The sequence below is a fragment of the Ligilactobacillus aviarius genome, from assembly GCF_001654615.1.
Taxonomy (GTDB): domain Bacteria; phylum Bacillota; class Bacilli; order Lactobacillales; family Lactobacillaceae; genus Ligilactobacillus; species Ligilactobacillus aviarius_B.
This window is the reverse complement of sequence record NZ_LWUD01000014.1, coordinates 1-16,455: the sequence shown is the minus strand read 5'-3', so window position 1 is coordinate 16,455 and position 16,455 is coordinate 1. Positions and strand designations below refer to the sequence as shown.

At 35.2% G+C, this 16,455-nt stretch carries 12 protein-coding genes and 1 other annotated feature (1 of these 13 only partly in view); all 12 genes read right to left on the bottom strand.

What is annotated here, in order from left to right; all coding sequences use genetic code 11:
• Positions 1-144, bottom strand: a binding site (T-box leader) (it extends 52 nt beyond the left edge of the window).
• 38 nt (positions 145-182) lie between these two features.
• Positions 183-1,580 carry a Na+/H+ antiporter NhaC gene (nhaC, locus tag A3O17_RS02780; protein ID WP_064212571.1) on the bottom strand — a complete coding sequence of 466 codons (1,398 nt, stop codon included), beginning with the start codon at positions 1,578-1,580 and terminating at the stop codon, positions 183-185.
• Between the two features lie 63 nt (positions 1,581-1,643).
• Positions 1,644-3,056, bottom strand: a complete 1,413-nt coding sequence (gene tyrP, locus A3O17_RS02775) for a tyrosine-tyramine antiporter (protein ID WP_064212570.1) — start codon at positions 3,054-3,056, stop codon at positions 1,644-1,646.
• Between the two features lie 78 nt (positions 3,057-3,134).
• Positions 3,135-4,979 carry a tyrosine decarboxylase gene (tdc, locus tag A3O17_RS02770; RefSeq protein ID WP_064212569.1) on the bottom strand — a complete coding sequence of 615 codons (1,845 nt, stop codon included), beginning with the start codon at positions 4,977-4,979 and terminating at the stop codon, positions 3,135-3,137.
• A 249-nt stretch (positions 4,980-5,228) separates the two neighbouring features.
• Entirely contained in the window at positions 5,229-5,801 is a 573-nt protein-coding gene (locus tag A3O17_RS02765; RefSeq protein WP_064212568.1) for an RloB family protein, read from the bottom strand.
• 3 nt (positions 5,802-5,804) lie between these two features.
• Complete coding sequence (locus A3O17_RS02760) at positions 5,805-7,079, bottom strand: AAA family ATPase (RefSeq protein ID WP_064212567.1); 1,275 nt, start codon at positions 7,077-7,079, stop codon at positions 5,805-5,807.
• Positions 7,080-7,186: 107 nt separating this feature from the next.
• Positions 7,187-8,197 (bottom strand): LacI family DNA-binding transcriptional regulator, encoded by a 1,011-nt coding sequence (locus A3O17_RS02755; RefSeq protein WP_064212566.1) that lies wholly within the window; start codon positions 8,195-8,197, stop codon positions 7,187-7,189.
• A gap of 59 nt (positions 8,198-8,256) precedes the next feature.
• On the bottom strand, positions 8,257-8,763 hold the full coding sequence (locus A3O17_RS02750; protein ID WP_064212565.1) for a zeta toxin family protein: 507 nt from the start codon (positions 8,761-8,763) through the stop codon (positions 8,257-8,259).
• Positions 8,764-8,847: 84 nt separating this feature from the next.
• Complete coding sequence (locus A3O17_RS02745; protein ID WP_064212564.1) at positions 8,848-9,894, bottom strand: Fic family protein; 1,047 nt, start codon at positions 9,892-9,894, stop codon at positions 8,848-8,850.
• Between the two features lie 158 nt (positions 9,895-10,052).
• Positions 10,053-11,033 carry a Gfo/Idh/MocA family protein gene (locus A3O17_RS02740; protein WP_064212563.1) on the bottom strand — a complete coding sequence of 327 codons (981 nt, stop codon included), beginning with the start codon at positions 11,031-11,033 and terminating at the stop codon, positions 10,053-10,055.
• Positions 11,034-11,494: 461 nt separating this feature from the next.
• Positions 11,495-12,943 (bottom strand): LPXTG cell wall anchor domain-containing protein, encoded by a 1,449-nt coding sequence (locus A3O17_RS02735; RefSeq protein WP_064212562.1) that lies wholly within the window; start codon positions 12,941-12,943, stop codon positions 11,495-11,497.
• A gap of 441 nt (positions 12,944-13,384) precedes the next feature.
• Complete coding sequence (locus tag A3O17_RS02730; RefSeq protein ID WP_191979112.1) at positions 13,385-14,674, bottom strand: sensor histidine kinase; 1,290 nt, start codon at positions 14,672-14,674, stop codon at positions 13,385-13,387.
• A 403-nt stretch (positions 14,675-15,077) separates the two neighbouring features.
• On the bottom strand, positions 15,078-16,455 hold a 1,378-nt coding region (locus tag A3O17_RS02725; protein WP_064572380.1), incomplete at its 5' end, for an LPXTG cell wall anchor domain-containing protein.

Below are 16,455 nucleotides of genomic sequence, written 5' to 3'. Positions count from 1 at the left end.
CATGTGCCTCATTTGCTTTTAACGCTAGCTAGCTAAACATATTTTATGCAGAGACGTAATTCGAAATATTACCACATATCAATTCACAGCAACCATTGACTCTCTTAAATGTTGGGTAAATCCTACTTCATCTCTAATGTTTTAGACTATTATGATTTATCTATATTAAAAAACATTGGTTTTTATTTGTCAAGCGATTTTTTTGTAATTGTTTGTTTTTTCACAAAAAATCCAAGTATTATTGTCAACAGCGGAACAATAATTGGGAAAAAGGCAAATGGAATATATTTCAAAGCTTCAATTTGTAATGCCCCTGAAATAAACGTTCCGCTTACACCCCATGGAACAATTGAATTAACCGCCGCACCTGCATCGTTTAATGTTCTCGTTAAATATTTATGTGGTAGCTTTAGTCTATCATACGATTTTTCAAATGTCTGTCCGGGCAAAATAATTGAAAGATATTGTTCGCCAACTAAATAATTAACGCCTACACTTCCTAAAGCAGTCAATAAAACTAGTTTCCCAGGCGTATTAACAAACGAAGACATTTTATTAATTAATACACCTATAATGTTAAATTTAATTAATGTACCACCCAAAGCTAAGGCTAAAATAATTAACGCAGCAGATGACAACATACTTGATATGCCCCCTTTTGAAAACAAGGCATCCAACATTTTATTTCCTGTATGTGCCACATAACCATTCATAACGTAACTTGCCAACGTAGAAATTGAGATTTTAGGATTATGTATAAAACCTACTAGTAACCCCATAGCCGAGCCTGCAATTAATGAAGGTACGGCAGGAACTTTCATCCAAGCCAAGGCCAATAATAATACAACTGGGATTAAAGTCCAAGGCGAAACCCAGAAATGACCTTTTATCTGTTGCATCATTAAAGTTACTTGAGTTAATCGAACTGACTTTGTTCCTAATCCTAAAAAGAAATAAATCACCAATGAAATAACAAAGGCTGGAATATCAGTCAATAAAAGTGACTTTATATGAGTATAAAGATCTATTTCACCAATTCCTGCTGCCAAATTTGTTGTTCCAGATAATGGCGATACATTCGCACCGAAAAATGCACCTGAAACAATTGCTCCAACCGTTAAACCTGGATTTATTCCTAATACTGTTCCGATACCTATAAAAGCAATCCCCATCGTTGATACCGTCGTAAACGAACTTCCACAAGTAATTGCAACTAATGAACATACGATAAATACAGTTGGTAAAAAGAATTTAGCCGAAATTATATTAAATCCGAAATACATAATAGTTGGTATTGTGCCCGAAAAAATCCAACATGCTATCAATGATCCTATCATCAGAAAAATCATCAATGGAATAATCCCAGGTTTAATTCCAGACTCTAGACCATCCATAATATCATTCCAAGAAAATCCTCTAATTTTACCGTAAAACATTAAAAAAGTTAATGCAGTCAAAATAGGAACTTGTGGAGAAATATGAAGGCCAATAATTAAAAAGCCTAAAATACAAAATAGAACAATTAAAATTAAAACTGCTTCTGCTACCCCAATATGTACAGTTTTATTTTCTTTTTTCATAAATCCTCATTCCTTAACATAAAAAACAGCATAAGAAACTGCTTCCTATGCTGTTTACTTTAATTATTTATTGTTTTTCAAATCTTCTTGTGCATCCGTATACCATTCATCCTTCTTGAACTTATCAATGATAATTGGAATGATTGTCAAAACAACTGTAATCACAAGCATAATCACAGCATTAAGCAGAGGTTGACTAACTAATGATACAATTCCGATTAAAATGATACCAAAAAGGAACATTACGGTCATAGTCCATGCTAAGCCGTTACCATTCTTACCAACTCGATATGGACGTTCAACATCTGCCTTTGAGTACCGCAATTTAATAAATGCAATACCAATGAACAAGTAAATGATGCAGTATAACAATGTTGTTGTGTTAACTAATGTTAAGAATACTGTATTAATATTTGGTAATGCATACATTAAAGCAAATAATGAAATACAAATTGATTGTGTCAATACAACATTCTTTGAAACGCCATACTTATTTTCACGTTGGAAGTGCCATTTAGCAGGAATTAAACCTTCCTTAGCTACTTGAATAATTGTTTGTGATGGACCAGTTACCCAAGCAGAAAGTTGCAAAATAACCCCGATAAATGCAAGCAAACTAAAGATATTAGCAATAATAGTTGGCCAGCCTAAAATATGACAGAAAATTAAAATTGGTTGTGTAATATTTGTTAATTGTGTACTTCCCTTTGGAACAACATCAGCTACAAAGAAAGCATTAACAATATTTAAGAAAATTAAACCAATTAATGCGACAATCAAGCCACGTGAGAAGTTCTTTGTTGCTTCTTTAAGACGTGGAACATAAACCCCAGCCGTTTCAATTCCGGTAAAGATAAATGCGATTGCACCAACATATTTCAATGAACTAGTATCTGTTGGTAATAACTTCATTGGTGAAAATGAACCTAATACTGAGTGAGCTTGGATACCAACTTTCAAAAATGAAAGTACACCCATGATTACCATTACAGCAACTGGAATATATACACCCAGCCATACACCGATGCTTCCACCGATTTTAGCCATATCAAACTTCAAGTTTAAAATTGTAATAATCCAATAGATAACTAAGATACATCCTAATGTGAACCAGTGATTATTCCCTAAGGTTGTATTTCCAATTGCATTTCCTAACAAAGGTCCAAGAGTTGAAGCAACCATTACCATTCCAGGAAACATTTGAACCCAAAGTAACCATGCTGTAACAAATCCCCATTTTGAACCCATTGCAGTTTTTACCCACAATTGAGGGCCACCTTCATCTTGCAACATTGTAGATAACTCACCAGACATCAATGAAACTGGAAGAGCAAAGAACAAAACTGCAAAGATCATCCAAAAAATCATTTGCCAACTTGCAGCAGCCAAAGTTGGAATACTACGAACTGTAGCAACCATGGCCATTACAATACCAACAAATGTAACAAAACCAATCTTACTACTTTCTTTTGCCATTTTAATACCTCTTTATATTTCCTTTTAAATTAATATAGCCCTAAAGACCATAAATCTCCGGGCTATATAATCAAATAATTACTTGCTTAAAATGCGAGTCAATTTTTCTTCCATAGCACTCTTGATCTTTTCTGCATATTCTTCAAAGTGCTTCTTGTCATACATTAATGGTGTAAGAACACATGCACGTAAAATTGTTACTTTACCAGCACGATTCCATTCTTTTTCATCATAACCAATGCCTTCAACATACTTCAACGGACTATTACCATAGTCTGGAATTGCAAAGTCAGTATGTGAAGTAATAAAGTCATTGTTATAAATTGGACCACTCATGAATGAAGCTTCATCGTAGAACTTGTGATTTAATTCATTCATCTTAACAAGATCCTTGTTTCCTTTAATGTTGAACGTCCAGTCAACGATATTAAAGTCTGGATTTGTTAATGGATGTACTTCAATTTCTTGGCCATCAATGTTAAAGCTTAAGTTACTCAAGAAATCATAGAAGTGGTGAGCTGCTTCAACACTCTTACCAATTAATTTACCATATCCAGCAACATTCAATGGCAAAACATGGTGAGCTGCCCAAACAGATGCTGCAGTTGCACCAGCTTTTGAGCCTTCAAGAATGTAAGCACCTAACATTGAAGGAGCCTTTGATCCCTTTTCAAATACATATGTGGCAAAGTAAGAAATAATGTTACGCAAACGAATATCACGAATTGCAATACCACCAGCTGAATATGGAATGTAACCCATCTTATGTGGATCAACAGTTACTGATTCAGCATCTTCAATTGCTTTGAATGCATTATATACATCTTCTGAAATGTAATCTTTTTCTTCTTGGAATACACCATATTCTTTGTGAACTTTCTTTAAGTCCTTATATGGGATAAAGTTATTGTCTTCATCTAAGAACATTGTACGTGCATAACCACCATAAGCAGCATCAACATGAAGATAGAAGTAAATGCCTTCCTTCATAAGTTTCTTACGAAGTTCAACAATTTCGTTAATTGGATCAACCGCACCTTCTTCTGTTGAACCAACAACACCTACAACACCTAAAATAGGGGTCTTATCAGCTACTAATGAACGAATTGTCTTTTCTAGTTCATCAACTTTCATCCGATAGTTATTGTCAACAGGAACAGATACAACCTGATCAAGTCCGATACCAATGATGTCGGCAGCCTTCAACCATGAATAGTGTTTGGTTTGTGGAACAATCCATTTACCTAATTGCTTAAGGTTTTCGCCTCCACGAGCTGAACGTGCCTTTACAGCGTCAATTTCTTCATCTGACAATTCTTCCAACATGTCAAGAATATCATCAGTAGTCATATTAAGAAGTTCCCAGTCTGACTTACCTTCCACTAACTCTGGTTTAACTTCCTTGATGGCCATTGGTAAACTCTTTAAGTTACGTGCATACCATAAACCTTCCAAGTTAGCGATTGATCCATCAGCAGAAATATGGCCCCAACCATCTTTGAAACCAAACATGTCAGCAAAGTCATGGCCGACTTCTTCTTCCATTTGTGATGTACCTGGTGATGATTCATATGCAACGTTATTACCATTCCATAACATTGCGTATGTATATGCCAAAATAGCAGGCATTAACGTTTCTGAGTTCATGTGTCCCCAGTAACGTGGTGAATGCCAAGGAACTGAATTACTACGTAAACGTGTTGAAACTTCGTCTAAAACGTCACGCATCTTTTCAACTGTTTCTTGATATTCAGCTGAATCTTTCTCCTTTTCAGAAATTAACGGCTTGTCTTGTGGCATATAATTTTGACGCCAACCAAGGTGTTCATCAATTAAGTCAGTTAAAATTGACTTAAACATGTCACCGTTTTCGGCTTTTTCACCGATAAATAAGGCATCAATATTAATATCCTTATTACTCATAATAAGATACCTCCCTATTATATTTTATAATGTAGATAATCCCTTACTACACTTCTATTATCCACCCAAATTAATCATTTTAAAAATAATTAATATTTATTAAATAAAAGTTATCAATAATATTAAGTTATTTTTTTAGATAAAAAAATCCCGACATTCGTCGGGAAATGATTTAGGTAAAATGTGTTCTCACACGTCATCAATATAATATTGCTTATGAGATTTGTCAATGTTGCTTATACTAATTAACTACAATTTTTCTGTATCAAACAAAGTCATTAACTTTTTTCTTCCCAAATCAGTATATGGATTTTGATATAACTCAGGATTATTATCTCTTAATTTATCTGCATTACTAGCAGCAACATTCACTCGATCATAAAGCCATCTGTCATATCGTTCGCCCTTAAATTTCTCGTAATTTGATATTTCCATTTTATCTGCTATTTTATGAAACAACACCTGTTTACTAAGATTACTTATAAAATATTCATAGTGTAATAATATCCAAACCTCAAAACATACATTAGAAAAAATTAAATGTAAATTATTTCGTTGAGCATATTGTTTACACCATTCGATATCCACTTTGCTCATTTCATCAGCATCAAAAGCCACATAAATTTCACCATTAAGGTGAGTTTTTTTTAATTTTGCTGCCTCTGTCAAAATCTTTTTATTTCCACAGTCAACGCATTTAATCTTAATCAAATTCCTACGATACTTCCGTTTCAGCATTGAAAAATATTTTTCCTCAGATTTTCCTTCGCATAAAATATACTTTTGTGATTTTAATTTTTTTAATTTTGATTTTCTTCCCATTTTCTACTCTTTCTTTTCTACTCCCTTTAACGCTTCCTGCATTTCTTCCAATTCAATTTGAGGATAAGCCCCGTACTTTCCCTTAATGTATCGTTTCATATATCCGATATCGGTTCTTCCTTTATTTCGACTATCATCAAAGTCAAAAATTGAATCCAAAGTTGAAATTCCCTCAAAATCTTTTTCAAATAAATAGATTTGATCAACTCGCAGATTTTGATCCAACAATTGCAATTCATGCGTTGTTGAAATAATTTGATTCATATTTTCCGTTGAATTAAAGATTCGAACTAAATTTTTGGATAATTCAACGTGTAAAGAATCATCAAACTCATCAAAAATTAACGTTTTATTATCTCCATATTTTCGGGCATAAAGTAATGCCAAGGCAATCAAAAATATCTTTTGTGTTCCTAAAGATTCTGAATTTAAATCCCATTGACGCTTTCCAACTACCTTTCCATTGGCATCATATACTTTATGAATCGTAAATAAACGTGACTGGGTTGTTGGAAGTTGGACATTGCCACCTATTTGATTGAGAACCTTCTTAAATTCTTGCGGCATTGGTGGGACAGCTATTTTCTCAACCGTTACATCTTCAATATTAAAATCTGCGAATTGAAGAAATTCAATTATCGCATTCTTGATGTCCGGCTGATTTACCATTTCTAACATATTTTCATTAACTTGAAAATCATCGAAGAAAATTAAATTTTCACTGAACCATTTCATTACATTAATTGCCGGTTGGTCATTATTTTTCTGTGCGTTATACAGTAATAGTGAGTTTTGCTTAGTTTGCTTTAAAATTTGCCGCAAGCTTTGCGGAACAAAATCCTTGCTTTTGCTTCTTTCAAAATATACTTTAAATTTTGAATGCCGTGGAGGTCTGATTTTTAAAGACTCTGATAAGATTTTTTCCGCATTATAACTAAAACGATATTGATATTCTGTATCTTCATAGAAAAAATCAATTTGGAACAATGTTGGTTTCCCTTGATCATTTGAAAACGCAAATGGCTGGTACGGCAACTTTTGCGTTACATTCACTGGATCGTTCAAAATCATCTGCTTCATTAACTTTAACGCGATCAACATATTTGATTTCCCAGAACCATTCGGGCCAAATAACAAAAGATTTTTCAAGAGCCGTGTTTTACTGATCATCAGCGTATTAGACGCATTATATTTGCGCAATCGTTCCCCCGCTTCAGCAGATAAAATTTCTTGATTCTTAAATGAACGAAAGTTTTCAACTGTAAAATCAACGATCATGAATTTCACCCCTTATTCAACATTTTGTTTAAGTTTATCACGAAATTTCGTGATTAATCAATATAAATACACAAAAATCAGGCCTTTCACCCGCTCTTACTCATTAATTATTTTCTTTTAGTTGATTCTCGCTCAACAATTTTATGCGGAATAACCACATGCGAAAGGATTGACCGCAATTTGGTAAAATCTTGATCATCAACGTTTAAAATCAATACCGCCGCTTCCATTCCCAAAGAAGTTGGGAAAATTTCAACTGAGGTTAATGATGGGTGCGAAGCCCGGGCAAACAGCGAATTGTTAAAGCTGATTATGCCGTAATCAGCTAAATTCTGATGAATGGCCAACAAACCGTTTTGCAAGGTCACGCCCATAATGTCATCACAAGCAACCATTGAATCAACTTCGGGGTGCTGGTCAATGAATTCTTGAAGTTCTTCCTTGGTATGCTCTTTTTTGATTTGATAGCTTAACGGTGTCCGCTCGTCCGCTTCCATTGCGTGCGAATAACCGATAAAACGATCCTTTTGCACCATTTCTTCTAAATCTTCATAAACATAAACTGGATGGTGATAACCGTTACCAAGCAGGTACTCCGTTGCATCCTTTCCCGCAGCCACATTATCATTGTTGACATACAACGTTTCAGCGATATTTTTGATCGGCTCTCCAATCAAAACATACTCTGCATTATTCTGATCTAAATATTCCAAAACATCATCGCTTTGTTGGGAGAAAGTCACGATAAACCGTTTAACCCGCCCACGCTCCATCATCATTTGAACGTTTTCGATCAGCTCAGCGTTATCTTTCCCCGTCGCAACTGATACCATGTAGGCCTGCTGGTTACAGACTGAAGTAATTCCCTGTAAAATTTGACCGAAAAATGGGTTATTTGCAACCGATTCCTCATTCGGCGGGAGAATTACCCCAATAATATTTGAAGTGTTATTTGCTAAATTTTGCGCCGCAAAATTCGGTGAGTAATTCAATTTTTTCATTGCCCGCCAAATTTTCTCTTTGGTTTCCTGACTAATTAACGAACTGTCATGCAAAGTTCGCGAAACCGTTGATGGTGACACGCCGGCTTCGCGTGCCACATCTTTGATTGTTGCCATTTCAATTTCCTCTTCTTTATTTCACTAATATTAAAATTATAGTTCAATAATAATTAAAATCAATCACACCTAATAAACGACTGGGTGTTATCAAACTTGATCACTTGGTCTGCCGTCTGTTCAAGTTCGGCAAAATCTGATTCAAGATTCGTAAACCGCTTCGTGATCAATGCCGGATCAGCACCAAAACCGCCTGCCTTGAAGCGATGTAAAATCCGTTTAACCGCAAGAGCTGCATCCCGAATTCGAATTTCAACCACCGTTACAGAATATTGCATTGAATGCGCTAAATCCATAATTTTAATCAAACTGCGGGCATTGCCACCCAGGTTAACTTCATAAACAATATTTATTTGCTGATTAATTAGCTTTCGAATTGCTGCATCCGTCTGCAACAGTGCTTTGATTTGATCATCACTTTTGCGCCAATTACCATGCATCTTTCGCAAAAATTCATCCGCACTGACATACGTAAATCGATTAAATCGTTGCTGGTTTTGCTGGTAAAAGGTCGTCTTTCCCGCGCCATTGATTCCAGCAATTATTACTAATTCTGCTTGTTTCATTTTCTGCCTTTCGCTATCATATCCAATTATTCGATATCATTTAGGGTGATTTGATATCGAATCAATTAAAATGATTCTCAATAATCACTTCAAAATATATTTTGTATTTTTTCCCTTACCAATCATTTCAATTCGTTGCTCATCGCGTAATTTACGTACCGTTCGTTGAATGGTAATTTTGCTAAATTGAGGAATTTTTTCACTAAGTTCGCTCATTGAAAGTGGCCGTAATTCCTGGCGTAAAATTTTGATTACCAGTTTCGAGGCTGACAATGATTGATGACCGACAATTCCCAAACGTTCTTCAAACAGCCAATATGCCTTTACGATTACTCCCAAGAAATAATCTAAAAACGGTTCGTAATCATTCTGATTATCATTCCATCCTGCTGAACTTTGCTTTAAAGTTTCATAATAGGACGGTTTGGTTTCCTCAATGATTTTTTCCAAACTAATATACTTACCGACATCAAATCCCGTTTTATAAAGAGTCAACAGCATTAACAGCCGCGACATTCGCCCGTTTCCATCTTTGAATGGATGAATTGAAACAAAATCAAAAATAAACGCTCCGGCTAAAATTAACGGCGAAAAATCTGACCTTTCAACGGCTTGATCATACGCAGCGCATAACTGTTCAACCAGTTCAGGGGTAATCAACGCAGCCGACGGGGTAAATCGAATCTCCTCGCTGCCATCCGCATATTTTGTAATAATTTGATTATTTGTATCTTTAAACTGACCGCCCCATGAATCACCAGTATATTCAAATAACTGTTTATGCATTGCTAAAATTGTGTTTTTACTAACCGGCATGTAAGTATAATTTTCGTGAATCAGCTTCAACACATCCCGATATCCCGAGATTTCAGCTTCGCTGCGGTTATGCGGTTCAACTTTACTTTCAACGATCTTTTTCAATCGTGAATCGGTGGTGTAAATTCCTTCAATTCGGTTAGAAGCATCCGTACTTTGAATTTTTGCAACTTCTGTCAATCGTTCAAGAACCTCTGTCGCTTCCGCTTGATAACTTACTGTTTGCCCGCGAATCTCATATATTTTATTTAGTTTATTAACAATTGAATTTGTAAGTTTCAAATGATTTAAGGTCTTATAATCAAACTTTTTCATTATCAGTCTCCATTATTCAATATCATTTGTAAGTAAATGATATCGAATATTCGTTATCATTGCCAATTATTCGATATCATTTAGGGTGATTTGATATCGAATCCAATAAAATGATATCAAAAAAATGAGGCGTTGGTTTCCAACCACGCCTCGCCTTTCTATTTCTCAAATGGATACCGCATTCCCCAATCAGAACGCACATCATCTAAAATGTGGGCCACATCGCGACTGAATTCTAATTCGCCATCATCATGCCCCTGTTCAATGTACCGTTGCATGTCGCGCACTTCATATTGCAGCGCCTCATCGGTTTTCCCTGCACTAATTTTGTCAGTCGTTGAAGTATGCGCATCAGATGTATACGTAATCTCAGCTTCCGTTGCTCGCGGATAATTATTGATTTCAACAAATCCCTTTGTTCCGGAAACAACGCCGCGTTTCGGTTGTTTAGCCCGGAATGAAAGACTGATTACTCCCATTTGTTCCTTCGCATTTTTCAAAATGATCCCTGACATTTCATCAACCCCGGTTTCAAAAAACTTAACCGACGTTTCAGCCACATGCGGCGTATCAAGAAACATCCGTGCAAATGCCGTTGCGTATCCTCCAATATCAAGCAACGCACCGCCTGCAAGATCCTTGCTGAAGAATCGTTGCGTTGGATCATCGTTCTTTAAACTGCCGAAGTTGACCTGAACCATTTTGATTTCACCCAGTTTACCATCTGCAATCAATTGCTTAACTTGGCGATAAAGCGGCATGTGATATAACGTAAAACCTTCTGTCAAAATCAAATTTTTTGAGCGTGCAAGCTGTTCAACTTCATCAAATTGAGCTGCGTTAACGGTGATCGCCTTTTCGCAAAAGACGTGTTTACCTGCATTTAACGCTTGCTTGATTTGTTCATAATGAAATGTATGCGGGGTTGCAATATAAACAATGTCAACGTTGGAATCCGCAAGCATTGCCGCATAGTCATAATACGTCTTTTTTACCTGATACTTTTCTGCAAATTGATCGGCATGCTCCTTATGTGGATTAACCACTGCGTAGATTTCGCCATTTTCCTTATTTAATGCATCTGCCATGTCACTAGCTGCCCAGCCAGTGCCGACAATTGCCCAATTGTACTTTTTCATTGCTTTTCCTCCATTAACGTTTACTTGTATTATATAAGTAAATTTTAGTCAAGACAACGCTTACATAACGTCAAAATAAAAAAAGCCCACACAGCTGTGTGAGCCTCACCCTTTTCACTTACATTTTAATAAATCCGATAAAAAAAATCAATCATCATTCTATTTACATCGAACATACTTTCGCTTAAGATATAAATGTACTTAGAGTACAATCTATTAAAAAGGGGGGATTTCAAATTTTTCACCCTTTTCACCAAACTTTTGTCATCCTTGTAAAGGCGTACGCCCGTGCCTGCATGGATTGATGGAATTTCGAGGAACCCTAATTAGGGTTCTTTGTGCCGTTCTTATTTTTTAAGATTTTTATCATATCAAACATCTTTTCCAACACTATTCCCAACCACATAAAAAAAGCCACAGACGTGACCGCCTGTGACTTAAAGATAGTTCTTAATTTTTAATTATCCCCGCTTACGGAATAAGAATGCGCCAGCTGCAGCAATTGCAAGGGCACCGATTCCGGCTAAAATACCAGCGTTGTTTGCTTCACCAGTTTGTGGCATTGAAGCTTTCTTAGCTGAGTTAGCTGTTGCGTGCTTTCCAGCAGCTTTCTTGCTTGAAACTGTTGCTTGGTGGTTAGCCTTAACTGCCTTTGCAGCAACCTTGGCATTGCTCTTTACGCCGTTGTTCTTAACAGCTTTGTTGCTTGAAGCTTTCTTAGCTGATGCCTTAACATCATTCTTCTTTGATGATGTTGATGAAGCTTGGTTTTGACCTGTTAAGTAAGCCAACATTGCTTTGTCAGCATTGATTTGGTCTTGCATAATTTGTTTTGTTTGAGCATTACCCTTAAACCAACTAGCATTCAATGTGTCTTCGAGTGACTTCATATCATTTTTAAGAAAGTTGATTTCATCATTTGAGTCGTTTTGGCCATTGTTTGCAAATGATTGAACGGTATCTAACCATTGTTGTGCTTCTTGAGCATATGATTTTGTGATTGCGTCACTTGAGTTTTGGTACTTATCAGCATCGTTCTTCAACGCATTTACTGCTGGAGTAACGTTTGTTTCATTCTTCTTTGAAGCTTGTGATGAAGCCTTAGCTGATGATTGTGATGATGCTTTCTTGTTATCAGCCTTTGAGCTTGATGAAGCTTTCTTTGATGATGAAACCTTTGATTCGCTCTTCTTTGAACTTTGTGATGAAGTCTTAGCTGATGATTGTGATGATGCCTTTGAGCTTGAAGCTTGTGAAGCATTACCGTTTACAGCTTGTGATAACAAGTTGTATACATCTTGGTCAAGTTTTACTTGGGCTTGAATAATTTCCTTTGCGTGCGCATTTGTTTCCTTAGCTAAAGCATCCTTGTCATCGTTAAGGACACCTTGAACTTTTTGAACATCCTTTTGAAGTTCTTCCTTAGTTGCCAAACCGCTTGTGTAGTCGCCAAGTGCGTCTGTAACAAGATCTGTACCAAAGTTTGAACTTGCCATTGAAACAGCCATTGAGTTATCTGATTGGTACTTGTTGATCACATTATTTACGTTGTTAATGTCGTTTTGAATTGTGTCGTGTTGAGCACTTGTCATTGAAGGTGTAACTGTCGCAGCCAAGTTCATTGGTTGAGCAGCTTGCTTAGTTGATGAAGCAACTGCACTTGAACTTGATGAAGCAACTGATGATGTTGCTGCTTTAGCTGATGAAGCTTGTGATGACTTCAATACAACTTTGCTGCTTGATTTAACAGATTGTGATTCTGATGAAACCTTTGTTGAAATGCTTGATTTTTGTGATGATACTGGTTGTTGGTGAACGTTATCAGCGTTTACCATTGCACCTGCACCCATTGTTGCGGCTGCCATACTTGAAACCGCGATTACTTTTTTAAGATTCTTGTGATTTGCCATTTCATTACTCACTCCTTATCTTTTTTATATAATGATTGCTAATCACTGAAATGTAATTTCTCATATCAAAGTCTAATTGTCAATATATCATGAATTATTTTTGCTAATTTTGTGAATTTTTGTTAATAACATTAATCTAAAATCCATTCGTCTTTGGTAATTGTTATTGATTATTTTTCCTGCTTAATGACTAACAAATCAGCGATTTATAGCCATTGGTTCAATAAATAAAATAAGAACTGTTATTGAATAAATTGAAATAATTTTATTAAATATTAAAAAATAGTTAAGAAAATGTTACATCCAATTAATTTCCGGTTTTGCATATATTATTTTAATAAATAAAGTTTTTTATTAAAATAATATTTTTGGTTTTCCTCCTACAAAAAAATAATGGAATAAACGCTTCCTACAGTCGCATTTATTCCATCATTAAATACTTTATTTATCATTCTTTGTATCCATAATCACAAATTGAATCGTAAACCAGCCGTCTTTTTCTTGATAATTAACTAATAAATTAGGATACTGGTCGCTAATTTCTTCAATATTTGCCAAGCCAAAACCAGAATGACCTTTTTTAGTGGTTATTCCTTCCTTTTTGATATGTGATAAGTTTTTATTCTTTAAAACTGGGTTAGCAATTGTAATTTCAACTTGCCCTTGAGTACGATAAACTAAAAGATCGATTTTTCTATACTTTTGATCAAGATTCTTAACTGCCTCGATTGCATTATCATATGCGATCCCAATGATTCTGACTAAATCATATGGCTTCATTGAAATTTCATCCACATCATACTTGCACTCAAAATGAATATCAATTTTCTGCTTAATTGCCTGTGAAGTTTTATTAATCAAAATGCTCTTTAAATATGGAGTTTTGATATTATCAAAATCATTAAATACCCATAATCCGCTTTCACTTATATAAGTGTCACTATACTGCTTAAACGTTTCAACATATTTTTTTGCATCTTCCGAATCAGTGGATCTTAAGTTCTCTTCCAAACTTAACAGCATATTTTGATAGTCGTGTTTAAATTTTCGTAAACGGCGTTGTTCCTGTTCCAAATGATCCGTATACTCTTTTAAATTACTTAAGCGATCTTCAACCATTTTATTATGAATCCGTTGCTTTTCCCGTCGATTGACTGAAAAATACAAAACCCAAAATAAAACTAATTGAATCAGTAAAAAGATTAACAAGTTTTCAACATGATCATAAAGTTGTTGCATCATGGTATAAACCCCGGTTAAAGCATACGTGATGATAAACATTCCAATCACAATCCGTTGAATCTGTTTATCAATTTTTCGATCAATAATTCGATCAATATTATATAATCGACTCGAAATAATTCCCAAAGTAATAGACAAAATCGCTTCAATAATGTTGTGTAAAATCACCACTAAAAACATCGGATGAACTAGATCAGCATTGTGACATAAAACAATTAGTGACTTATCTAAGAAAGCACAGAAAATTTGAATCGCAATGAAAATATCCATTGAAAGCAACACATTAATTCTCAACGTCAAATCTGAACTATCATGTTGTCGCAAACACAGGTATGTAAATAAAATCAAAAATAAAATCGTTGCTAAATTTGTACATAAAATCATCAACCACGGAATCGGAACTGCGATTTCAATAACCACCTGAATTACTAGCATCGTAATAATAGTAATTGCAAGCTTAACAAATTTATTGGTTCGTACCTCTTTCATCCGTGACCAATTTTGAGCGAAAAATAACATGTAAAAGCACATCACATGCAATGGCTCAATTAAAAGTGATATAAACTGTAACATAGTGATCCTTGCTCTCAATTTTCTTGCTAGAATTATATTATACCTTTTATGTCCTTATATAACTTACTTATCAATTAAAAATATACTAAATTTTAACATTTAAAAATTAACACTAATGAATATTTTAAAAATTTTAAACAAACAATTCAAATAAAGAAGGTGTGACAAAACGTTAAAAATAAACGTGGTGGAAGCAGAAAGTCGAACGAATCGCACAAGATTCGAAGGCTTTCGAACTTCCTCTAGCTTCGCGTCGTAGCTCGACCCAATTATGCGGATATAGAAAAGAGGTTGTGACTTGTCACAGCCTCTTTTCTTTTTACTTAAACTTCTTTAAAAGATTATAACCCAATGCAATCGTCATGATTCCAATCACCACTTCGAACAGTGAAACAGCTTCTCCCGTTTGTGGAAGCTGTTTTTCACTCCGTTTATTTGTAAACGATGGTGCGTATTTTTTACTTGAAGACGATGATTGTTCCATCGACTTTGCAGTTGTTTTAATATCCATTAAATTTTGTTGTTTTTTAATCACCTGAGAATTTTCTTCTGATTGTCCAGTTGCTTTTCTAGCCGAATCTTCAGCCGAATGTGAATGATAAGTTGGTGTTCCGTTTCCAGGATTTTGATTCTCTTTGTGCGAAACTAAAAGTTCAGATTTAACTGGTACTCCAATTACCTTAGAATAGATCACCGTCGTTGATGTCATCGACGTCACTGGAATACTTTCATTCTTTATACTGCTGCTAATCGAAGAACCGTTTTTAACCGGTACTGGGACTTCTTTAGTACTATTTACGGTTACTGGAATGTTTTTATTTGATGAAACATTAATAACCTTCGAACTAATAACTGTTGTCTCCTTAGAATCATTATTTCCATTAATTTGTTCGTCATTCTTACCATTTTGAACACTGGATAAATCAACTTCTGAAGATTTCACAAGCGGCTCTTCAGATACTTCTTCTGAATTTTCCTTACTAATTGACGTTTTCGCTGCATTAACGCTTGAACGCTTAGCGATGCTTGACAACTGACTATTTGAAACAATCTTCATACTTGAGTGCTTGATTGGGCTTGATGACTGCTTACTGCTTGAAATAGCCTTCTTGCTTGAACTATTTAAGCTCGATGATTGTGAAACAATTGATGAACTCTTTGCACTGCTTGATCCTTTGACTGCATTTGATGACTTAACTGAACGAATCACAACACGGTGACTACGTCCTGTTGTTGATTTCGTATTTGAACTCTTGATTGCGCTTGAGCTCTTCAAGCTTGTTGATTCCTTACTGCTTGAAGCAATCTTCTTGCTTGAGCTCTTTAAGCTTGATGACTTCTTACTGCTTGAAACAACTTTCTTGCTTGAACTATTTAAGCTTGATGATTCCTTGCTGCTTGATACAGCTTTCTTGCTTGAACTATTCAAGCTTGATGATTCCTTGCTGCTTGATACAGTTTTCTTGCTTGAACTATTTAAGCTTAATGACTTCTTACTGCTTGAAACTACTTTCTTGCTTGAACTATTCAAACTTGAGCTCTTCTTGCTTGAACTATTCAAGCTTGATAACTTCTTACTACTTGAAGCAACCTTCTTACTTGAACTCTTCAAGCTTGAGCTCTTCTTACTGCTTGAAGCAACTTTCTTACTTGAACTCTTCAAACTTGATGACTGCTTGCTGCTTGAAGCAACCTTC

Excerpts from the sequence above, each read along its gene's own strand:
- nhaC (WP_064212571.1), bottom strand. The coding sequence starts at position 1,580 with ATGAAAAAAGAAAATAAAACTGTACATATTGGGGTAGCAGAAGCAGTT.
- tyrP (WP_064212570.1), bottom strand. The coding sequence starts at position 3,056 with ATGGCAAAAGAAAGTAGTAAGATTGGTTTTGTTACATTTGTTGGTATT.
- tdc (WP_064212569.1), bottom strand. The coding sequence starts at position 4,979 with ATGAGTAATAAGGATATTAATATTGATGCCTTATTTATCGGTGAAAAA.
- A3O17_RS02765 (WP_064212568.1), bottom strand. The coding sequence starts at position 5,801 with ATGGGAAGAAAATCAAAATTAAAAAAATTAAAATCACAAAAGTATATT.
- A3O17_RS02760 (WP_064212567.1), bottom strand. The coding sequence starts at position 7,079 with ATGATCGTTGATTTTACAGTTGAAAACTTTCGTTCATTTAAGAATCAA.
- A3O17_RS02755 (WP_064212566.1), bottom strand. The coding sequence starts at position 8,197 with ATGGCAACAATCAAAGATGTGGCACGCGAAGCCGGCGTGTCACCATCA.
- A3O17_RS02750 (WP_064212565.1), bottom strand. The coding sequence starts at position 8,763 with ATGAAACAAGCAGAATTAGTAATAATTGCTGGAATCAATGGCGCGGGA.
- A3O17_RS02745 (WP_064212564.1), bottom strand. The coding sequence starts at position 9,894 with ATGAAAAAGTTTGATTATAAGACCTTAAATCATTTGAAACTTACAAAT.
- A3O17_RS02740 (WP_064212563.1), bottom strand. The coding sequence starts at position 11,033 with ATGAAAAAGTACAATTGGGCAATTGTCGGCACTGGCTGGGCAGCTAGT.
- A3O17_RS02735 (WP_064212562.1), bottom strand. The coding sequence starts at position 12,943 with ATGGCAAATCACAAGAATCTTAAAAAAGTAATCGCGGTTTCAAGTATG.
- A3O17_RS02730 (WP_191979112.1), bottom strand. The coding sequence starts at position 14,674 with ATGAAAGAGGTACGAACCAATAAATTTGTTAAGCTTGCAATTACTATT.